We start from the raw sequence: 21,453 nt of genomic DNA, 5'->3' as shown, positions 1-21,453 counted from the left end.
CCCGGGTCACGGTGTCGGCAGCCAGCCCACCTTGCCCGCGAGCAGGGCGTACCCGCCGAAGGCCACGATGTCGAGGAGCGCGTGTGCGGCGACGAGCGGTCCCACCCGGCCCCAGCGCCGGTAGGCGAGGACGAAGACGACGCCCATCACCATGTTGCCGATGAAGCCGCCGATGCCCTGGTAGAGGTGGTACGAGCCGCGCAGCACCGAGCTGGCCAGCAGCGCGGCCATCGGCGACCAGCCCAGCTGGCCGAGCCGGCGCAGCAGGTAGGCGAGCACGATGACCTCCTCCACCACGGCGTTCTGCAGCGCGGAGAGGATCAGTACGGGGAACTTCCACCACACGTCGGGCAGCGCCTCCGGCACCACCGTGAGGTTGAATCCGCCGGCCCGGGCGCCCAGGTAGAAGGCCAGGCCGGCGCTGCCGATCCCGGCCGCGACGAGAGCGCCCCGGCCCAGGTCCCACCAGGGCCGGGTGCGGTCGAAGCCGATCACCCGCAGCCCGGGGGCGCCCTCGCGGGTCAGCAGGTGCGCCACCAGCAGTACGGGCACCAGGGCGCTCGCGATGCCGAACAGCTGCCAGGCGAGGTCCAGCCAGGGCCGACCGGGGGCGTAGGAGCCGTTGAGCGTGGCCGCCTGGTCCTTGAGACCGCCGGGCTTGGTGAGCGAACCGATGAAGCTGATCAGCGCCGAGACCCCGCTCGCGCCCAGCGACAGCGCGAGGACGAGCAGCGTCTCGGTACGCAGCAGGCTCCGCCGCCCGTCCTCGTCCAGTCCCACGAACACCGGTTCCGGCTCCGTCCGCACGCCCGACTCCGTCCTGCCATCCCGTTTGCGACCACCCCATACTGCCCCCTCGGCGGACCGCGAGGATCACCGAGGGGCTTGTACGGGGAGCGCCGGACGACAGACGGAGGCCCGCGCCGCGGCCGGTCAGCGCACGACGGGCACCGAGGCGCTCACCTCCTCCGTCAGCCCGACCGGCCAGGTGTGCACCGGGTCGCCCTTGTGCATGAGCTCGCTGTAGCGCCGGGTCGTCGCGGCCAGCGCCTCGTCGCGCTCCAGTCCGGCGGCGAGCGCCCGGTGGTAGGTGTCCACCTGCCAGGTCGCCCCGTTCACCCGGCGCCGGCAGCGCTCCTCGATGATGCCGAGGTAGTGGTCCCGGTCCGCGGGCTCGATGCCCCAGGCGTCCAGCCCCGCCGCCGCCATCGGCAGCAGCTCGTCCAGGACCAGCCGTACGGCGGGCACGCTCGCCAGCCCCCCGGCCCGGCCGCGGCGCGGCCACCGCAGCCGCGCGTCGATCCCGTACCGGCAGGCCGCGTCGAAGTTCGCCTCCGCCTCGGCGAAGGGCAGCCGGGTCCACACCGGGCGCGGTTCGTCCGCGAGGGTGCGTACGAGTCCGTAGTAGAAGGCGGCGTTGGCGACGACGTCGGCGACCGTCGGCCCGGCCGGCAGCACCCGGTTCTCCACCCGCAGGTGCGGCACCCCGTCGGCGACGCCGTACACGGGGCGGTTCCACCGGTAGACGGTGCCGTTGTGCAGGACCAGCTCCTGCAGTCCAGGTACCCCGCCCTCCGCGAGCACCCGCAGCGGTTCCTCCTCGTCGCATATGGGCAACAGGGCGGGGAAGTAGCGGACGTTCTCGGCGAAGAGCTCGTACGCCGAGTCCACCCAGCGCTCCCCGAACCAGGTGCGCGGCCGCACGCCCTGGGCCTGCAGCTCGGGCGGCCGGGTGTCGGTGGCCTGCGTGAACAGCGGAGGCCGCGACTCCCGCCACAGCTCACGCCCGAACAGGAAGGGCGAGTTGGCGCCGACGGCTATCTGCACCGCGGCCACCGCCTGCGCCGCGTTCCACACCGCCGAGAAGCGGGCCGGCGTCACCTGCAGATGCAGTTGTACGGAGGTGCAGGCGGCCTCAGGCACGATCGACCCGGAGGTCCAGATCAGCCGTTCGACGCCGTCGATGTCGAGCGTGAAGTCCTCCCCGCGCATCATCAGGATCTGTTCGTTGAGCAGCGAGTACCGGTCCACCGCCGAGAGGTTCGCGGTGACCAGGTCCGCGCGGGAGATCGTCGGCAGAATACCGATCATCACCACCCCGGCGTCGATCTCCGCGGCCTGCCTGTGGGCATAGCCGAGGCCGGCACTGAGTTCCTCGGCGAGCTGGTCGAATACCCGGCCTCCGAGCCGGTGCGGAAGGACGTTCACCTCCAGGTTGAACATTCCCAGTTCGGTCTGGAAATCGGGACTCGCAATCCGCTCCAGCACCTGTGCATTCACCATTCTCGGCAACCCGTCGGCACCCGCGAGATTCAGCTCGATCTCCAGTCCCATCATGTTCTTCGGACGATCGAACCTCTTCTCCGCCAGGAGCCGCTCCAGTCCCTCCAGACACTCGTGAAGCTTCCTTCGATACCGCTGCCGATCGGACAGGTCGAATCCGCCTGCCACGACCTTCTCCCCCATCGAAGCGTCCCTCCTCGAGTGGGCCTGGCCCGTGACACCCAGGCGCGCGTTACGGTCGATGATGCCCCGGCAGCGTGATCCATAACGCGCTGGGGGCGTGCGTGGCGAGGAGCGCGCGCCGGTTTGGCCGAAGGGCGCTTCGGCACATTCACCTGGCAAGTCGTCGTCTGCAAATTCCGCTTCGACTTTGCCTTGTTCGGATAACCGACGCTTTCCAGCCGAGCCCCCGTCCGGTAACCTCCGAGGTCAGCGCGACATGTTCGCGTGCATCCGGCATGAAAGCCATGTCAGCGGGTCCGGTAAGCGCCTTGTCGGCGATAGGCGGGACAGCTAGCCGAAACACTGCGTGAACACATGTCGTATAAACTCCGCAAACGAGGCAGAGAGTTGGCGCGCGGCCATTGCCCCTCGGCCCCCCTCTGGCCCCAGAATGCGAGTCCGCACCTGCCCCCTTTCCACCGGTCTCCCAAGTGAGAGGCGACCCACCATGCCGCTGCATGTCCCTCCGGCTCCCGCGCCCGCCCTGCGCAGCGTCCTCGCGGCACTCGGTTCCCCCACCGCCGTCCATGAGGCACACACCCCGGCCCTGCGCGCGAACCAGGGGCCGCTGACCGCCGAACTCCCCCTTCCGGTCCACGTCCTCGACCGGCTGGGCATGTCCAACCTCGCGGCCGGCGGCAGGCCGCCGCGTACCCGGCTCACGGGCTGGCGGTTCCTGATCCGCAGCGGTGACCGGTACATCGCGGCGGCCGACACCCGGCTGACTCCCGACGGCTGGGTCTTCTCCCACTTCTTCGAGGGCCCCTATGTCGCGGCCACCGAACGCGCCCTGCGCCAGGCGGAGTCCCTCACCACCGGCTACCAGCCGCGGCTGCTGTCCGTACCGGAGCTCTACATGCTGACCCTGTGGCTGCACGGCGCGGTGGGCGCCGACGCCGACGCCGGGCTGCCGGCCGGCGAGGACCTGCTGGTGCCCCTCGCCCCGGCCCCGCCCGGTATCGCCGCGTACCGGCCGCATCCCGTCTCCGAGCTGCTGCCCGTACTGACCCGCCGGCTGACCCCGGCAACGGCGGCGGCCCCTCCCACGCTGGCCGCGCCCGCCGCCTGACCCGAATCACCCATTCGGCCTAGTCCGCCCGGGCCACTTGCTAACCATCCGAAATGACAGGGGAGTTGGCCTGAACCGCCCGCACGAGTGATGCGTCATCAATCTGTGAGGACGGCTGCCGGGAAATACCTGCGAAGCGGCTGTCATGGAGGAAGACTGATGACACGCTCCCCGCGGGTGCGGGGATGACCCAGGGGGACGGCCATGAATCACGCATCGAGCCGTAGCACACAGACCACACCGCAGCGAAAGAACGCATCCATGTGCCAGCACCAGCCTGCCTGCCCGTCAGCCGAATCCGCCGACCGGGAGGCCGCTCGCCCGGTGGCCAACCACCCGGAGCAGGGCTGGAGCCTGCTGTGCAATGGCGTCCTGCTCTTCGAGGACACCGGTGAACTGCTGCCGGACGGCCAGATCATCGCCCCGCACCGCCCGCTCGCGGCGGCCTGAGCAACCGAGACGTCCGGCCGACCGTAGCAAAAGACGAAGGGGCCGGTCCGGGAGACTCTCCCGGACCGGCCCCTTGTTCACGTCGTACGACCGTCATACGTGAGTCGTACGACGGCGTTCACCTCAGGCGTCGTACTCGTCCAGCGGCGGGCAGGAGCACACCAGGTTCCGGTCGCCGAACGCACCGTCGATGCGGCGCACCGGCGGCCAGTACTTCTCGGCGGCCGTGACGCCGGCCGGGAAGACGGCCTCGTCCCGGGAGTACGGGTGGTTCCACTCGCCGCCCAGCGCCGCCGCGGTGTGCGGGGCGTTGGCCAGCGGGTTGTCATCCAGCGGCCACTCGCCACCCGCGACCCGCTCGATCTCGCCGCGGATGGCGATCATCGCGTCGCAGAAGCGGTCGATCTCGGCGAGGTCCTCGGACTCCGTCGGCTCGATCATCAGCGTGCCGGCGACCGGGAAGGACATGGTCGGCGCGTGGAAGCCGTAGTCGATCAGTCGCTTGGCGATGTCGTCCACGCTCACGCCCGTGGCCTTCGACAGCGGGCGCAGGTCGATGATGCACTCGTGCGCGACCAGGTTGCCCGGGCCGGTGTAGAGCACCGGGTAGTGCGGCTCCAGGCGCTTGGCGATGTAGTTGGCGCCGAGCACGGCCACCTGGGTGGCGCGCTTGAGGCCCTCGCCGCCCATCAGGCGCACGTACGACCACGAGATCGGCAGGATGCCCGCCGAGCCCCACGGGGCGGCCGAGATCGGGCCGACGCCCGTCTCCGGGCCCGCGGTGGGCTGGAGCGGGTGGTTGGGCAGGTACGGGGCCAGGTGGGCCCGGACACCGACCGGGCCGACGCCCGGGCCGCCGCCGCCGTGCGGGATGCAGAAGGTCTTGTGCAGGTTCAGGTGCGAGACGTCGCCGCCGAAGTGACCCGGCTTGGCCAGGCCCACCAGGGCGTTCAGGTTGGCACCGTCGACGTAGACCTGGCCGCCCGCCTCGTGCACCTGGGCGCAGATGTCGGCGACGTGCTCCTCGAACACACCGTGCGTCGAGGGGTACGTGATCATCAGCACGGCGAGCTCGTCGCGGTGCTGCTCGATCTTGGCGCGCAGGTCGGCCGCGTCCACCTCGCCGTCGTCGGCGGTCTTGACGACGACGACCTTCATCCCGGCCATCACGGCGCTGGCGGCGTTGGTGCCGTGCGCCGAGGACGGGATCAGGCAGATGGTGCGCTGCTCGTCGCCGTTCGCGCGGTGGTAGGCACGGACGGCCAGCAGGCCCGCGAGCTCACCCTGGGAGCCGGCGTTCGGCTGGATGGAGACCTTGTCGTAGCCGGTCACCTCGCAGAGACGTTCCTCCAGCTCGGTGATGAGCGTGAGGTAGCCCTCGGCCTGCTCCACCGGCGCGAAGGGGTGCAGCTGACCGAACTCGGGCCAGGTCACCGGCTCCATCTCGGTGGTCGCGTTGAGCTTCATGGTGCAGGAGCCCAGCGGGATCATGCCGCGGTCCAGCGCGTAGTCCTTGTCCGAGAGCTTGCGCAGGTAGCGCAGCATCGCGGTCTCGGAGCGGTGCTGGTGGAAGACCGGGTGCGTCAGGTACGCGTCCGAGCGCAGCAGGCCCTCGGGCAGGGTGTCGGCCGTGTCCGCGTCCAGCGCCTCGATGTCCGCGGTGACGCCGAAGGCGGCCCAGACGGCCTCGATGTCGGCGCGCAGGGTGGTCTCGTCGCAGGCGACGGAGACCAGGTCGGCGTCGGCCTGGAACAGGTTGACGCCGCCCTCGCGGGCTGCGGCGACGACCTCGGCCGCACGGCCCGGGACGCGGGCGGTGATGGTGTCGAAGTACGAGCCGTGCACGATCTCGACCCCGCCGGCCTTCAGACCCGCGGCGAGCAGGGTGGCGTAGCGGTGGGTGCGGCTCGCGATCGTCCGCAGGCCGTCCGGGCCGTGGTAGACGGCGTACATGCCGGCCATGACGGCGAGCAGCACCTGCGCGGTACAGATGTTGCTGGTGGCCTTCTCACGGCGGATGTGCTGCTCACGGGTCTGCAGCGCCAGGCGGTACGCCTTGTTGCCGTCCGCGTCCACGGAGACGCCGACGAGGCGGCCGGGCAGCGAGCGGGCGTGCTTGTCCTGGACGGCCATGTAGCCGGCGTGCGGTCCGCCGAAGCCCATCGGGACACCGAAGCGCTGGGTGGTGCCGACGGCGATGTCCGCGCCGAGCGCGCCCGGGGAGGTCAGCAGGGTCAGCGCGAGCAGGTCGGCGGAGACGGCGACGATGGCGCCGAGCTCGTGCGCCTGGTCGATGACCGGCTTGATGTCCCGGACGGCACCGGAGGCACCCGGGTACTGGACCAGGACGCCGTAGATGCCGCGCTCGGCGACCTCGGCCGGGATACCGGCGGACAGGTCCGCGACGACGACCTCGATGCCGATCGGCTCGGCGCGGGTCTCGATGACGGCGATGGTCTGCGGCAGCGCGTCGGCGTCCACCAGGAAGATGTTGCCCTTGGCCCTGCCCACGCGGCGGGCCAGGGTCATGGCCTCGGCGGCCGCGGTGCCCTCGTCGAGCAGCGAGGCGCCCGAGGTCGGCAGGCCGGTCAGCTCGGCGACGACGGTCTGGAAGTTCAGGAGCGCTTCGAGGCGGCCCTGGGAGATCTCCGGCTGGTAGGGCGTGTACGCCGTGTACCAGGCCGGGTTCTCCATGACGTTGCGGAGGATCACCGGCGGCGTGAAGGTCCCGTAGTAGCCGAGACCGATCATCGGCGAGAGGACCTGGTTGCGGTCGGCGAGCGAGCGCAGCTCGGCCAGCACCTCGGCCTCGGTGCGCGCCTCGGGCAGGTCGAGCGCCTCGGCGGTCTTGATCACATCCGGTACCGCGGCAGCGGTCAGTTCGTCCAGGGAGCCGTAGCCCACCTGGGCGAGCATCTTCGCCTGCGCCTCGGCATCCGGGCCGATGTGGCGCTGTTCGAAGGGGATGCCTCGCTCCAGCTGGGAGAGCGGAATGCGGTTGGCGGTCATGTACGGAGGCCTCCTGGTCGTATGACCTGCGAGGGGCACCACGGCGCTGGCACCCGGACGGCCTCCCCCTCTGTCATCTGCACCTGAGAGTTTCACCGGAGTCACGGGGGTCGCCCGAGAGGTCCGGCTTTCACCGTCGGTGAGGAGGGGGACCGGCACTGCGCGCCCGGTACCCGCCCTGCTTTCCAGAGTGGCCTCGTCCGTGCGGTACGTATGCCTGAGAGATTCCGGGGAGGATTTGCTCCTTCGGCGCCTCCGTCTCGTTCACTCGGAGGACTCTCCCGCACAGGGTCGACAGCCGTTCACCAGCGTACCAGCGAGGATCTGGACCCTCCCCCGAGTGGCCTCCGCTGCGGATATGCACTTCTGTAGTCATTACGGAGCAGTTGCGACCTTTTGGAGGGACCGTGCAGACCGACATCGATCCGCGCAGCCTGATCGGCCGCAAGGCGTTCGACCGCAATGGCACCAAGATCGGCACGATCGACGAGGTCTACCTCGACGATGCCACGGGCGTGCCGGAGTGGGCCGCGGTCCGGACGGGGCTCTTCAGCCGGGACGCCTTCGTCCCGCTGGAGCCGAGCGAGCTGGTGGGCGACACCCTCCGGGTGCCCTTCGAACGCGCGCTGATCAGGGACGCCCCGGACTTCGGCGTCGGGCGCCACCTCTCCCCCGAGCAGGAGCTGCAGCTCTACCACCACTACGGGCTGGACACGACCCTCCCCGCGGACTTCAACCGCGATTTCGGCCGCCTGGCGGGTGACGAGAGCTAGGGGGTGTCTTGTCGATCAGGGTGGATCAGGGAGCGGTGGCCGGTGCCGTGCATGGCAAGGCGGACGAGGGAGGCGACGCGGAGCGTCGCCGACCGAGGACAACGCGGCGAGGCGCGGCACCGGCCACCGCGAGCCCGCCCTGATCGGCAAGACACCCGCTAGGGGGTGTCCCCCACCAGTGGGAGCGGATCGGACGGCTCCAGCTCGGGGTCGTCCACCCGGAAGGTCCGCACCCGGCCGGGCTCCGATCCGGGCTGCTCGAACCGCACGGTCACCCGCCCGACGCCACTGCCCTGCACCCATCCGGGCCCGTACACGGAATGCCGCACGTCGCTCCCGGCCGTCCAGCGGCGTTCAGGGGCCGGTTCGGGCGCCCCTGGCGGCCCGGCCGCCTCCTGGGCCCCCTCGGTCTCCGCCGGGGCGGCAACGGCCGCCGCCTGCCCTCCGACCCCGCCCGCTCCGTCAGCCCCGCCCGCTCCTTCCGCTCCGTCCGATCCTTCCGCTCCGTCCGATCCTTCCGCCACGTCCGGCTCAGCGGCGAGCGACTGTGCGAACAGGTCCTCCTGCGTGTAGTCCGCCAGGCCGCTCACCCCCACGCCCAGCAGCCGCACCCCACCCGTGGTGTCCACGCCCTCCAGCAGCCGTGCCGCCGCCTCCCGCACGACCGCCGGGTCGTCCGTGGGCCCGCGCAGGGTCTCGGACCGGGTCAGCGTGGAGAAGTCGTACCGCCGCACCTTGAGCACGATCGTGCGCCCCGAGTGCCCCGAGCCCCGCAGCCGCTGCACACACCGGTCGGCGAGCCGCTGCACCTCCCCGCGGATCCGTACCCGGTCGTGCAGGTCCACGTCGAAGGTGTCCTCGACCGACACCGACTTGGCGTCGCGCTCCGCGACCACCGGCCGGTCGTCCAGCCCGAGCGCCATCCGGTACAGCCCGGCACCGGCCGAGCGGCCGACCATCCGGACCAGCTCGTCCTCCCCGGCCTCCGCCAGCTCCCCCACCGTGGTGATCCCGGCCCGGCGCAAGTGCTCGCCCGTGGCCGGCCCCACCCCGGGCAGGGTCCGCACCGACATCGGCGCGAGCAGCTCGCGCTCCGTCCCCGGCTCGATCAGCAGCAGCCCGGCGGGCTTGGCCTCCTCCGACGCCACTTTGGCCAGCATCTTCGACCCGGCCAGCCCCACCGACCCGCTGAGCCCCGTCACGGCCCTGATGTCGGCCCGCAGCCGCTCCCCCGTCTCCCGCGCGCTGCGCGAGTCGAAGGCCACCCCGCCCGCCTCCAGGTCCACGAAGGCCTCGTCCAGGCTCAGGGGCTCCACCAGGGGCGACAGTTCCCGCAGCATGGCCATCACCACGTCGCTGACCTGCCGGTAGAGGCTGAAGCGGGGAATCAGGTACGCGCCGTTCGGGCAGAGCCGCCGTGCCTGCCCCATCGGCATCGCGGAATGCACGCCGAACCGCCTGGCCTCGTACGAGGCGGTGGCGACGACCCCACGGGGCCCGAGGCCGCCGACGATGACGGCCTTGCCCCGCAGGCTCGGCTTCGACGCCTGCTCCACGGAGGCGTAGAAGGCGTCCATGTCCAGGTGCAGGATGGTCGGCGCGGCTCTCACAGCCCGATGCTGCCCTACGCCACTGACAACGCCGGGGCTCGGGTCAGACGGCCCGGTTGCGGCGGGCGGCGAGCTCGTCGGTCGGGTTGTGCCGGACGAGGGTCTCGCCGGTGTCCACGCGCTCCCCGTGCAGCTGCGACAGCGCGCTCTCCACGTCGCGCCACACCACGCCCACGGCGATGCCGAAAACGCCCTGACCGCCCTGGAGCAGGCTCACGACCTGGTCCGGCGAGGTGCACTCGTACACGGTGGCGCCGTCGCTCATCAGCGTCATCCGTTCGAGGTCCGCGAGGTCCCGGTCGTGCAGGTGCTGCACCGCCGTGCGGATGTTCTGCAGCGCCACCCCGGTGTCCAGGAAGCGCTTGACGATCTTGAGGACCATGACGTCGCGGAAGCTGTACAGCCGCTGCGTCCCCGCCGCGTGGGCGGCCCGCACGCTGGGCTCCACCAGCCCGGTCCGGGCCCAGTAGTCGAGCTGCCGGTAGGTGATGCCGGCCGCGGCGCACGCGGTAGGCCCGCGGTAGCCGATCTGCTCGGGCTCCGGGTCACCGCTCACCGGTCCGACGTGCGTCGACTCCGGCTGACGGCGCGCGGCACCGACCGCCCCGCCGTGCAACGGGTACGGCCCAGCCTCACTCCGTGCGGGGGTGCCCCCGGTCGTACCGTCGCCCGTGATCCTCACGCCGACCCTCCGTCCTTGACCTGCCCACCTCGAAGGTAGGCAGTCACCAGGGGTGCGTCAACGATCGCCACACTCGGCACGCCGAGTGATAATCACCCTGAGAGTGGTTTCCCGTATCCCTTTGCGGGGAAAGGCTAATCGAATGGGCGGAGGATCCCCGAGGACGACGCGGCCGACACCTCACTGCGGGCCGGTACCGAAGTCCTCCGGCGAGATCTGGTCGAGGAACTCGCGGAACTTCTCCACCTCGTCCTCCTGCTCGTCCGGAATGGCGATTCCGGCGTCGTCCAGCACGCCGTCACTGCCGTAGATCGGCGTCCCCGTCCGCAGGGCGAGAGCTATGGCGTCCGAAGGCCGCGCACTCACCTCGACCCCGCTGGCGAAGACGAGCTCCGCGTAGAAGACACCCTCCCGCAGATCCGTGATGCGGACCTCGGTGAGCTCCTCGCCGACCGCCTCCAGCACGTCCTTGAACAGGTCGTGCGTCAGCGGTCGGGCAGGGGCCATCCCCTGCTGCGCGAAGGCAATGGCGGTCGCCTCCCCTGGACCGATCCAGATGGGGAGGTACCGGTCGCCTCCCACTTCACGCAGGAGCACGATCGGTTGGTTGGAGGGCATTTCCACCCGGACACCCACAACGTCGAGCTCGTTCACACAGCAACCCTAGGACCTGCTCGGCAGGTTTGGGTAGTCGGGCCCCTCACCTCAGGGCAGCCGAACCCCGAGAGCGGTCTGTACGAGCGCCTCGTGGAGCCGTACGGAAAGCCCCGCGAGCTCCTTCAGGGTGGCCTCCGCATGAGCCCGGGTCTGCGGGTTGCGATGCCGGCGCAGCGGTGCCACGACCTGCTCCACCAGCCCCGCCTCGCGGTCCGCGGCGGCCTTCATGGCACGCAGGTGCCGCGGCTCCAGCCCGAAGCGGCCCAGATCGGCCACCAGGCGGGCGACCGTGACCGCCTCGGCGTCGAACCCGCCGTCCGGGCCCTCGGCGAGCAGCCCGTACGACTCCCACTCGACCAGCTGCACCTCGTCCACCCCGGCGGCAGCGAGCAGCTCCGCCCGGCCGACCCGGGCCGCGGTGGCCCGTTCCCGCCCGACTTCGCCGTAGACGGCCGCCGGTCCGGCGGGATCGGTGGAGTCCCCGTGCGCGGTGGGCGCCGGGATGCGGATCTGCTCCCCGCGTGCGAGCGCGTCGAGCTGCTCTCGGATGACCTTCAGCGGCAGGTAGTGGTCGCGCTGAAGACGCAGGATGCGAGCGAGCCGTTCCACGTCCTCGGTGCTGAACTTGCGGTATCCCGAAGGCGTGCGCCGGGGCTCGACGAGCCCTTCCGCCTCCAGGAAGCGGATCTTCGAGATGGTGACGTCGGGGAACTCGTCACGCAGCGTGGTGAGCACCGTGCCGATGCTCACCAGCCGCCCGGCCGGGCCGGCGGTGCCGCTTCGCGGGGCACCGCCGGTCGGGGTACGCAGCATGGAACCTTCCCTAAAAGGGTCAGATGCCCCGCAGGCTCGCGTAGAAGACCAGCCGGTACTTGCCGATCTGCACCTCGTCGCCGTTCTGCAGGGCGACGGAGTCGATCGGCTCACGGTTCACGTACGTGCCGTTGAGGCTGCCGACATCGCCGACGGTGAAGCCGCCGTCCTGGCTCCTGCGGAACTCGACATGGCGCCGGGAGACGGTGACGTCGTCCAGGAAGATGTCGCTCTGCGGGTGGCGGCCGGCCGTGGTCAGCTCACCGTCCAGCAGGAAACGGCTCCCGGAGTTGGGGCCTCGTCGCACGATGAGCAGAGCGGAACCGGGGGGCAGCGCTTCCACCGCGGCCTGGGCCTCGGGGGACAGCGAGGAGGACGACACGTGCGGCTGTCCCGACACCTCGGCCTCGTAGGCCTCAAGGCCCGAGATCGAGATCGTGGACGTGGTCTCCGAGGCACGCTCCGGCGTCAGACCCGCCCGCAGCGGCGCGCCGCAGTTCGAGCAGAACCGACTGGCCGCATCGCTGCGGTGTCCGCACCTGCTGCAAATCTGCTCGGCCGACATGGACGGCTCCTCGCGCCGCGGCTGCCCCGCGGATGCATTGGTGGCATACGGGTCGGGGGCAAACCCTCCACCCGCACTTGAGGTTGATGGTTCACCGAAACCTATGCGGCCGGTACCAGCAGGGTCAACAGCCGACGCGCCGGTCCCACCCGGAACATCGCCCGCGCCGGCGACCTCGTCGCGGAAGAGCGGCCGGTCGCCCTGCCCTTCCACGTCCCCGTGCCCGGCGCGGTGCCGTGCCGCGCCGCCTTCCTCGCGGTTCTTCTTGCCGAACAACTTCTCAAACAACTTCACGGGCGATTCCCCTTGACCGAAATAGACCCGCCCGTGGGGCAGGACGAACTCCGAATGCAGACACCTGCCGACCCGGACATTCTCACAACGTCCGTAACCACCAGACAGTTTCCACCACGCACCGCGACTTCGGTGCGCCGACCCCCCGCAGGCATCCGCCCGCGTGGACCGCACCACTCTTCACTCCGATTCATCACGATGACGACCGAGCGTAGTCAGGCTGCTTCGCTGCCCGCAAGGCATCCACAACGATCTTCGCCGACCGTGTGACGGCGACGGTGGCCTGCTCCTTCTCCAGCGTCTGGACGACACCGCCGGGGATGTTCAGCGCGGGCTCCAGATCCTGTGGCTTGCCGATCACCCTGAACTCATAGGGTTGTGTGATCTTCTTACCGTCGATGGCGACCCCGCCGTCCTCGTCCGAGAAGTACGAGCCCGCCACGATGCGCACCCCGTTGATCTGGATCGCCTCGGCCCCGGCCGCCCGCAACTCCTGAAGGGTGTCCAGCAGCTGGTCGGACTGCACCTGACCCGTGGGATCCGTGATCCTCAGTGTGATGCCCGGCCCCTGGGCTGCCACCGTACCGGCCAGGATGCCCAGTTGGCGTTCCTTCTCGACGGTCTGCTTGCGGGCCTCCTCGGCCTGGTTGGAGCTGTTCTCCAACTCCTTGCGCTGGTCCTCCAGGCGCTGCTTCTCGTCCTCCAGGCGCTTGGTCCGCCCGTCGAGCTCGTCGAGGATCCGTACGAGGTCCTCCTGGCGGGCCCCGCGCAGCGCGCTGGAGTCGCTGTTGGACCGCACCTGGATCGCCAGACCCAGCCCCAGAACGAACAGCAGCAGCGCCACGATCAGTTGGGCCCGGCTCACCCGCGGGGGCCACAGCCCGGCCGCGAGCCGCTGCCGACCGGTCTCCTCGGGCTGCCCCGGCACCTCCTCGGACGGCTCCGCGGGCTCCGGCGCCGGCGGCCGCTGCGCGGGCTCGGCCGGCGGTACGGGCTCGGCGGACCGCGGGGGCTGCGCGGGCTCCGGGGAGCGCGGCGCCTCCGGGGGCTCCGGCGGCCGTGCCGCGCCCTCCGGCTCCTCGGGGCTGTCGTTCGCACTCATCGGCCTCACGCCCGGAACACGTGCCGGCGGATGGCCGCGGCGTTGGAGAAGATGCGGATGCCGAGGACCACGACCACACCCGTGGACAGCTGCGAGCCGACCCCGAGCTTGTCACCGAGGAAGACGATCAGCGCGGCCACGACCACGTTCGACAGGAACGACACCACGAAGACCTTGTCCACGAAGATGCCGTCCAGCATCGCGCGGAGGCCGCCGAAGACCGCGTCCAGCGCCGCCACCACGGCGATCGGCAGATATGGCTCCACCACGGCCGGCACTTCGGGCCGGACCAGAAGTCCGGCCACCACTCCGGCCAAGAGGCCCAGTACCGCGATCACGATGCACCCTTCTGCTGCTCTGCCGGTGTAGCTGTACGTACGGTCAGGCTCGACGCGGCCGGCAACCGCAGGTCGTCCGCCGGGGACAGGCCGTAACGGATCCCGTAGCTCTCCTGCAGCACGTGCAGGTACTGTCCGTCGGCCGAGTCCTGGAAGGCCGTGCCGAGCCGCTTCTTGTCCCCCACCGCCAGCACTTCGTACGGCGGCACCAGCGGCCTGTTGTCGACCAGTATCGCGTCACCCGCGGCTCTGATCGCCGACAGTTCGGTCAGCCGCTGCCCGTTGATGGAGATGGCCTCCGCACCCGACTGCCAGAGCCCGTTGACGATCTTCTGCATGTCACGGTCGCGGAGCCGGCCGGTGTCCGAGAAGCCCGAGCTCTCGCGCGGTTTGCCACCGCCGCCCGTCGAACTGCCCTTCGCGTCGTCCACCGTCAGCTTGATCCCCGGCCCCCGGACCTCCGTGGCACCCGCCAGGAGGGCCACGAGCTCGCCCTGACCCCCGCCGGGCTGCTTCAGCGCCGCACGCTGGCGGGCCGCGACATCGGTCCTGAGGCGGTCGATGTCACGCTCCAGGCCGTGCGCGCGGTCGTCCGCCCGCTCCACCCGGTCGATCAGTTCCTGACGCTCCTTGGCCAGCACCGGCGCGGCCACCCGCGCCTCGGCCGCACCGAGCGTGACGACCATGGCGGTGACGACGAGGCCGGCGGCGAGCCCCAGCTTGGCCTTGAGGGTGCGCGGCAGGCCCGCCGTGCCCTCCGCCTCGCGCCGGGCAGCGGCCTCCGCGTAGCCCTCGTCGAGACTGTGGTCCATCACGTGCGTCAGCAGCGACATGGAAGCGTCCGGGCGCGCGGGCACAGGAGACGCCGGCGTCCGGTTGTGGGGCGGCTGCGACATGCCGCACATCGTCGCATGTCGGCGGCGCAGTCACCGAATGCGTCCATCCGGTGGGCCGGGCCGGCACTCCCCGCACCCGGCCCACCGGACTTCCGGCCTACGTCGTCGCAGGCCCGGGACTCACTGCCCGGCGCCCTCCACCACGCCCGCCCACTCGTCGAGCAGGGCCTGCGCGGTGGCGTCGTCGGGGCCCTCGGCCCACAGGTGGGTGACCGCTTCCGCCGGATCCGGCAGGACCAGCGCCCACCGTCCGTCGGCCTCGACCACCCGTACCCCGTCGGTCGTGTCGACCTGCCGGTCGCCGGCCACCTCCACGACCCGCCGCATGACGAGCCCCTTCACGGCCCACGGCGTCGAAACGTCCCGCCTGAGGACATGGGCCCGCGGGATCCGGGCGTCGATCTGGCTCAGCGTGAGCTGGGTACGCGCCACCAGCCCGAGCAGCTGCACGAAGGCGGCCGAACCGTCGAAGACGCTGCTGAACTCCGGAACGATGAAGCCGCCCTGGCCGTCTCCGCCGAAGATGGTGTTCTCCGCCCGCCCCACCCGGGTCAGGTCGTCGGGCGAGGTCGTCGTCCACTCGACCTGCGTACCGTGGTACGCCGCCACCTGCTCGGCCACCCGCGTCGTGGTCACCGGCAGCGCGACCTTGCCGCTGCGCTTCTCCGCGGCCACCAGGTCGAGCATCACCAGCAGTGCCCGGTCGTCCTCGATGATCCGGCCGCGCTCGTCGACCAGGGAGATCCGCTCGCCCACGGGGTCGAACCGCACCCCGAAGGCCGCTCGCGCCGAGGCCACCATCTCCCCCAGCCGCACCAGCCCGGCCCGCCGGGACTCCCGGGACTCCGTCGGGCGGGACTCGTCGAGCCCCGGATTGATCGTCAGTGCGTCCACACCGAGCCGGCCGAGCAGGCTGGGCAGAACCAGGCCGGCGCTTCCGTTCGAGGCGTCCACGACCACCTTGAGCCCGGCGTCGCCGATGCCGGTGGTGTCCACCCGCCGCAGCAGCGAGCCGGTGTAGGCGTCGAAGACACTGCCCGGGAACTGCAGGTCGCCGATCTCACCGGGGAACGCCCGCCGGTACTCCTGGCGCGCGTACACCCGGTCCAGCTTGCGCTGCCCCTGCAGGGAGAGGTCCGCTCCCCGCTCGTCCAGGAACATGATGTCCACGGAGTCCGGCACGCCCGGCGACGTCCGCAGGACGATCCCGCCCGCGCTGCCGCGCGCGGTCTGCTGCCGTGCCACCGGCAGCGGTACGTTCTCCAGGTCCCGTACGTTGATGGCGCTGGCCTGGAGCGCGGAGATCACGGCCCGCTTGAGCGCCCTGGCGCCTCGCGAGTGGTCACGGGCCGTGGTGACGGTCGCCCCCTTCTTCAGGGTCGTGGCGTACGCGCCGGCGAGCCGGACCACCACCTCGGGAGTGATCTCCACGTTCAGGATCCCGGAGACCCCGCGCGCGCCGAACAGATGCGCCTGGCCGCGGGACTCCCAGATCACCGATGTGTTGACGAAGGCGCCGGCCTCGATGGTCTTGAACGGGTAGACCCGCACGTTCCCCTGGACGATCGATTCCTCACCGACGAGGCACTCGTCGCCGATGACGGCGCCGTCCTCGATTCGCGCGGCCCGCATGATGTCGGTGTTCTTGCCGATGACACAGCCGCGGAGGTTGCTGTGCGGCCCGATGTACACGTTGTCGTGGACGACGGCCCGGTGCAGGAAGGCCCCGCTCTTGACGACGACGTTCGACCCGATGACCGTGTGCTCCCGGATCTCCGCCCCGGCTTCGACCTTGGCGTAGTCCCCGATGTACAGCGGCCCGCGCAGCACCGCGTCCGGGCTCACCTCGGCACCTTCGGCGATCCACACCCCGGGCGAGATCTCGAAGCCGTCCATCTCGATCTGGACCTTGCCCTCAAGCACGTCGGCCTGGGCCTTGACGTAGCTCTCGTGCGTGCCGACGTCCTCCCAGTAGCCCTCGGCCACGTAGCCGAAGATCGGCTTGCCTTCCTTCATCAGCTGAGGGAAGACGTCGCCGGACCAGTCGACGGATACATCCGGGGCCACGTAGTCGAAGACCTCCGGCTCCATGACGTAGATGCCGGTGTTGACGGTGTCCGAGAACACCTGTCCCCAGGTCGGCTTCTCCAGGAACCGCTCGACCTTGCCCTCCTCGTCCACGATCGTGATGCCGAATTCCAGCGGGTTCGGCACCCGTGTCAGGCACACCGTGACGAGCGCGCCCTTCTCCTTGTGGAAGCGGATCAGATCGGTGAGGTCGAAGTCGGTGAGCGCATCGCCGGAAATGACGACGAAGGCGTCGTCCTTGAGAGCCTCCTCGGCATTCTTCACACTGCCGGCGGTCCCGAGTGGCTTCTCCTCGTGGGCATAGGTGAGCTCCATTCCGAGCTCTTCGCCATCCCCGAAATAGTTCTTGACGAGTGACGCCAGGAACTGCACGGTGACCACGGTCTCACTGAGTCCATGCCGCTTGAGCAGCCTGAGTACGTGCTCCATGATCGGCCGGTTGGCCACCGGCAGGAGCGGCTTGGGCATGCTCGAAGTCATGGGGCGAAGACGCGTGCCTTCGCCACCGGCCATCACGACGGCCTTCATGTCGGAAGAGTCCTCCTTGGGAGACGACAGTCGTGCCGACCCTCACCCGTCTCGGGCGGTGACTCCGCAACTCCTCCGTGTCATCCGGCGCCGGACGGGCTCAATCGGCCGTGGAGTCGGCCTTCACCAGACGGCGGACCTGAACCACGTAAAGGATTCCTGCCCACCAGTAGAGGGTTGTACCCCATACGGCGAACGCCCATCCGAAAACTGCGGCCAACCAGGCCAACCAGCCGCTTCCATCACTGAGCAGCAGCAAGGGAAACGCGTACATGAGGTTGAAGGTGGCGGCCTTGCCGAGGAAGTTGACCTGCGGCGGCGGATAGCCGTGACGACGCAGGATCCACACCATGACCAGCAACATCAGCTCGCGCGCGAGCAACGCTCCGGTGAGCCACAGCGGCAGAATCTCGCGATAAGTCAGACCGAAGAGTGTCGACAGGATGTAGAGCCGGTCCGCGGCGGGATCGAGCAGCCGGCCGAGCTTGCTGATCTGATTCCAGCGCCGTGCGAGCTTCCCGTCGAGGTAGTCACTGATCCCGCTGAGCATGAGGACGGCAAGGGCCCACCCGTCGTACTCAGCGAGGATCAGCCACAAGAACAGGGGCACGCCGGCCAGGCGAGCCATGCTCAGGATGTTGGGAATGGTGAAAATTCGGTCAGTCTGAACCCGAGTCTCCTGGACCTCCACCCGGGGGCCTCCACTGTGACTGTAGAAATTGGTCGTTCGATGCCCCCTGACCCTACAGGAGACCGCACACGTGTCCCGAACGCAGAAAAGCCCCGCACCGAACCCGAAGGTTTGGTGCGGGGCTTCCGCAATGATTGTTCGGCGGCGTCCTACTCTCCCACAGGGTCCCCCCTGCAGTACCATCGGCGCTGAAAGGCTTAGCTTCCGGGTTCGGAATGTAACCGGGCGTTTCCCTAACGCTATGACCACCGAAACACTATGAAATTTGAACACGCTGGCATGGACACAGCTGTTCGTTATTTCAGAACTAACACAGTGGACGCGAGCAACTGAGGACAAGCCCTCGGCCTATTAGTACCAGTCAGCTTCACCCGTTACCGGGCTTCCACATCTGGCCTATCAACCCAGTCGTCTACTGGGAGCCTTACCCTCTCAAGGAGGTGGGAATACTCATCTTGAAGCAGGCTTCCCGCTTAGATGCTTTCAGCGGTTATCCCTCCCGAACGTAGCCAACCAGCCATGCCCTTGGCAGGACAACTGGCACACCAGAGGTTCGTCCGTCCCGGTCCTCTCGTACTAGGGACAGCCCTTCTCAATATTCCTACGCGCACAGCGGATAGGGACCGAACTGTCTCACGACGTTCTAAACCCAGCTCGCGTACCGCTTTAATGGGCGAACAGCCCAACCCTTGGGACCGACTCCAGCCCCAGGATGCGACGAGCCGACATCGAGGTGCCAAACCATCCCGTCGATATGGACTCTTGGGGAAGATCAGCCTGTTATCCCCGGGGTACCTTTTATCCGTTGAGCGACGGCGCTTCCACAAGCCACCGCCGGATCACTAGTCCCGACTTTCGTCCCTGCTCGACCCGTCGGTCTCACAGTCAAGCTCCCTTGTGCACTTACACTCAACACCTGATTGCCAACCAGGCTGAGGGAACCTTTGGGCGCCTCCGTTACCCTTTGGGAGGCAACCGCCCCAGTTAAACTACCCATCAGACACTGTCCCTGATCCGGATCACGGACCGAGGTTAGACATCCAGCACGACCAGAGTGGTATTTCAACGGCGACTCCACAACCACTGGCGTGGCTGCTTCAAAGTCTCCCACCTATCCTACACAAGCCGAACCGAACACCAATATCAAACTGTAGTAAAGGTCCCGGGGTCTTTCCGTCCTGCTGCGCGAAACGAGCATCTTTACTCGTAGTGCAATTTCACCGGGCCTATGGTTGAGACAGTCGAGAAGTCGTTACGCCATTCGTGCAGGTCGGAACTTACCCGACAAGGAATTTCGCTACCTTAGGATGGTTATAGTTACCACCGCCGTTTACTGGCGCTTAAGTTCTCAGCTTCGCAACCCCGAAAGGTCACTAACCGGTCCCCTTAACGTTCCAGCACCGGGCAGGCGTCAGTCCGTATACATCGCCTTACGGCTTCGCACGGACCTGTGTTTTTAGTAAACAGTCGCTTCTCGCTGGTCTCTGCGGCCACCCCCAGCTCACGGAGCAAGTCCGATCACCAGTGATGGCCCCCCTTCTCCCGAAGTTACGGGGGCATTTTGCCGAGTTCCTTAACCATAGTTCACCCGAACGCCTCGGTATTCTCTACCTGACCACCTGAGTCGGTTTAGGGTACGGGCCGCCATGAAACTCGCTAGAGGCTTTTCTCGACAGCATAGGATCATCCACTTCACCACAATCGGCTCGGCATCAGGTCTCAGCCTTAATGAGGGACGGATTTGCCTACCCCTCGGCCTACACCCTTACCCCGGGACTACCACCGCCCGGGCTGGACTACCTTCCTGCGTCACCCCATCGCTTACCTACTACAAGTCTGGTTCGTCGGCTCCACCACTTTCCTTTCCCCGAAGGGTCCGGAACGGCTTCACGGACTTAGCATCGCCTGATTCGATATTGGGCGTTTCAAAGCGGGTACCGGAATATCAACCGGTTGTCCATCGACTACGCCTGTCGGCCTCGCCTTAGGTCCCGACTTACCCTGGGCAGATCAGCTTGACCCAGGAACCCTTAGTCAATCGGCGCACACGTTTCTCACGTGTGTATCGCTACTCATGCCTGCATTCTCACTCGTGAACCGTCCACAACTAGCTTCCGCTGCTGCTTCACCCGGCACACGACGCTCCCCTACCCATCACAGCGGGCGTTGGCCCTATTGCTGCAATGACACGACTTCGGCGGTACGCTTGAGCCCCGCTACATTGTCGGCGCGGAATCACTTGACCAGTGAGCTATTACGCACTCTTTCAAGGGTGGCTGCTTCTAAGCCAACCTCCTGGTTGTCTCTGCGACTCCACATCCTTTCCCACTTAGCGTACGCTTAGGGGCCTTAGTCGATGCTCTGGGCTGTTTCCCTCTCGACCATGGAGCTTATCCCCCACAGTCTCACTGCCGTGCTCTCACTTACCGGCATTCGGAGTTTGGCTAAGGTCAGTAACCCGGTAGGGCCCATCGCCTATCCAGTGCTCTACCTCCGGCAAGAAACACACGACGCTGCACCTAAATGCATTTCGGGGAGAACCAGCTATCACGGAGTTTGATTGGCCTTTCACCCCTAACCACAGGTCATCCCCCAGGTTTTCAACCCTGGTGGGTTCGGTCCTCCACGAAGTCTTACCTCCGCTTCAACCTGCCCATGGCTAGATCACTCCGCTTCGGGTCTAGAGCGTGCAACTCAATCGCCCTATTCGGACTCGCTTTCGCTACGGCTTCCCCACACGGGTTAACCTCGCTACACACCGCTAACTCGCAGGCTCATTCTTCAAAAGGCACGCAGTCACGACCCATTGGGTAAACCCAATGAGCGACGCTCCCACGGCTTGTAGGCACACGGTTTCAGGTACTATTTCACTCCGCTCCCGCGGTACTTTTCACCATTCCCTCACGGTACTATCCGCTATCGGTCACCAGGGAATATTTAGGCTTAGCGGGTGGTCCCGCCAGATTCACACGGGATTTCTCGGGCCCCGTGCTACTTGGGAGATTCTTAAGCAAGCCGCTGATGTTTCGTCTACGGGGGTCTTACCCTCTACGCCGGACCTTTCGCATGTCCTTCGACTACATCAACGGTTTCTGACTCGCCGACCGGCCGGCAGACCGATCAAAAGAATTCCCACAACCCCGCATGCGCAACCCCTGCCGGGTATCACACGCATACGGTTTGGCCTCATCCGGTTTCGCTCGCCACTACTCCCGGAATCACGGTTGTTTTCTCTTCCTGAGGGTACTGAGATGTTTCACTTCCCCTCGTTCCCTCCACACTGCCTATGTGTTCAGCAGTGGGTGACAGCCCATGACGACTGCCGGGTTTCCCCATTCGGACACCCCCGGATCAAAGCTCAGTTGGCAGCTCCCCGGGGCCTA

16 protein-coding genes, 2 rRNA genes and 1 riboswitch (1 of these 19 cut by a window edge) are annotated in these 21,453 nt (G+C 68.2%); of the genes, 3 read left to right on the top strand and 15 right to left on the bottom strand.

Features of this window, described 5'->3' with window-relative positions; translation table 11 throughout:
* Positions 1-6: 6 nt before the first annotated feature.
* Complete coding sequence (locus tag Sspor_RS34100) at positions 7-807, bottom strand: CPBP family intramembrane glutamic endopeptidase (protein ID WP_237404143.1); 801 nt, start codon at positions 805-807, stop codon at positions 7-9.
* Positions 808-933: 126 nt separating this feature from the next.
* Positions 934-2,466 (bottom strand): glutamate-cysteine ligase family protein, encoded by a 1,533-nt coding sequence (locus Sspor_RS34095; protein WP_202202526.1) that lies wholly within the window; start codon positions 2,464-2,466, stop codon positions 934-936.
* A 487-nt stretch (positions 2,467-2,953) separates the two neighbouring features.
* On the opposite strand from Sspor_RS34095, the gene Sspor_RS34090 reads away from it, so the two are divergent.
* Positions 2,954-3,574, top strand: a complete 621-nt coding sequence (locus tag Sspor_RS34090; protein WP_202202525.1) for a hypothetical protein — start codon at positions 2,954-2,956, stop codon at positions 3,572-3,574.
* 261 nt (positions 3,575-3,835) lie between these two features.
* Complete coding sequence (locus Sspor_RS34085) at positions 3,836-4,024, top strand: DUF5999 family protein (RefSeq protein WP_030009772.1); 189 nt, start codon at positions 3,836-3,838, stop codon at positions 4,022-4,024.
* Positions 4,025-4,147: 123 nt separating this feature from the next.
* On the opposite strand, the gene gcvP is transcribed toward Sspor_RS34085, so the two are convergent.
* Positions 4,148-7,033 carry an aminomethyl-transferring glycine dehydrogenase gene (gcvP, locus tag Sspor_RS34080; protein WP_202202524.1) on the bottom strand — a complete coding sequence of 962 codons (2,886 nt, stop codon included), beginning with the start codon at positions 7,031-7,033 and terminating at the stop codon, positions 4,148-4,150.
* A 195-nt stretch (positions 7,034-7,228) separates the two neighbouring features.
* Positions 7,229-7,327, bottom strand: a riboswitch (glycine riboswitch).
* Positions 7,328-7,440: 113 nt separating this feature from the next.
* Here gcvP and Sspor_RS34075 point away from each other — a divergent pair.
* Complete coding sequence (locus Sspor_RS34075) at positions 7,441-7,806, top strand: PRC-barrel domain-containing protein (RefSeq protein ID WP_030770347.1); 366 nt, start codon at positions 7,441-7,443, stop codon at positions 7,804-7,806.
* A gap of 158 nt (positions 7,807-7,964) precedes the next feature.
* On the opposite strand, the gene Sspor_RS34070 is transcribed toward Sspor_RS34075, so the two are convergent.
* From Sspor_RS34070 to Sspor_RS34015, 12 genes are all read right to left on the bottom strand, one after another.
* On the bottom strand, positions 7,965-9,416 hold the full coding sequence (locus Sspor_RS34070) for a DNA polymerase IV (RefSeq protein WP_202202523.1): 1,452 nt from the start codon (positions 9,414-9,416) through the stop codon (positions 7,965-7,967).
* A gap of 43 nt (positions 9,417-9,459) precedes the next feature.
* Positions 9,460-10,098 carry a MerR family transcriptional regulator gene (locus Sspor_RS34065; RefSeq protein WP_202202522.1) on the bottom strand — a complete coding sequence of 213 codons (639 nt, stop codon included), beginning with the start codon at positions 10,096-10,098 and terminating at the stop codon, positions 9,460-9,462.
* A 180-nt stretch (positions 10,099-10,278) separates the two neighbouring features.
* On the bottom strand, positions 10,279-10,752 hold the full coding sequence (locus Sspor_RS34060; RefSeq protein WP_007262890.1) for a bifunctional nuclease family protein: 474 nt from the start codon (positions 10,750-10,752) through the stop codon (positions 10,279-10,281).
* Between the two features lie 51 nt (positions 10,753-10,803).
* Complete coding sequence (gene ftsR, locus Sspor_RS34055) at positions 10,804-11,568, bottom strand: transcriptional regulator FtsR (RefSeq protein ID WP_202202520.1); 765 nt, start codon at positions 11,566-11,568, stop codon at positions 10,804-10,806.
* A 19-nt stretch (positions 11,569-11,587) separates the two neighbouring features.
* Positions 11,588-12,535, bottom strand: a complete 948-nt coding sequence (locus Sspor_RS34050; protein WP_202204029.1) for an FHA domain-containing protein — start codon at positions 12,533-12,535, stop codon at positions 11,588-11,590.
* Between the two features lie 85 nt (positions 12,536-12,620).
* Positions 12,621-13,529 (bottom strand): DUF881 domain-containing protein, encoded by a 909-nt coding sequence (locus tag Sspor_RS34045; RefSeq protein WP_202202519.1) that lies wholly within the window; start codon positions 13,527-13,529, stop codon positions 12,621-12,623.
* A 5-nt stretch (positions 13,530-13,534) separates the two neighbouring features.
* The gene (locus Sspor_RS34040; protein WP_030010496.1) at positions 13,535-13,867 is read right to left on the bottom strand and encodes a small basic family protein; all 333 of its coding nucleotides are present in this window, start codon (positions 13,865-13,867) and stop codon (positions 13,535-13,537) included.
* Positions 13,864-14,772, bottom strand: a complete 909-nt coding sequence (locus tag Sspor_RS34035; protein ID WP_202202518.1) for a DUF881 domain-containing protein — start codon at positions 14,770-14,772, stop codon at positions 13,864-13,866. The genes Sspor_RS34040 and Sspor_RS34035 overlap by 4 nt, the downstream gene beginning before the upstream one ends.
* 111 nt (positions 14,773-14,883) lie before the next feature.
* Complete coding sequence (locus tag Sspor_RS34030) at positions 14,884-17,379, bottom strand: mannose-1-phosphate guanyltransferase (RefSeq protein ID WP_202202517.1); 2,496 nt, start codon at positions 17,377-17,379, stop codon at positions 14,884-14,886.
* A 100-nt stretch (positions 17,380-17,479) separates the two neighbouring features.
* Positions 17,480-18,070, bottom strand: a complete 591-nt coding sequence (gene clsA, locus Sspor_RS34025; protein ID WP_030718774.1) for a cardiolipin synthase ClsA — start codon at positions 18,068-18,070, stop codon at positions 17,480-17,482.
* A 136-nt stretch (positions 18,071-18,206) separates the two neighbouring features.
* Positions 18,207-18,323 (bottom strand): 5S ribosomal RNA (gene rrf / locus Sspor_RS34020).
* Between the two features lie 78 nt (positions 18,324-18,401).
* Positions 18,402-21,453: ribosomal RNA gene (locus tag Sspor_RS34015) — 23S ribosomal RNA — on the bottom strand; it runs 71 nt beyond the window's last position.

The sequence above is a fragment of the Streptomyces spororaveus genome (assembly GCF_016755875.1).
In the GTDB taxonomy this organism is placed as follows: domain Bacteria; phylum Actinomycetota; class Actinomycetes; order Streptomycetales; family Streptomycetaceae; genus Streptomyces; species Streptomyces spororaveus.
This window is presented reverse-complemented; position numbering and strand designations above follow the sequence as displayed.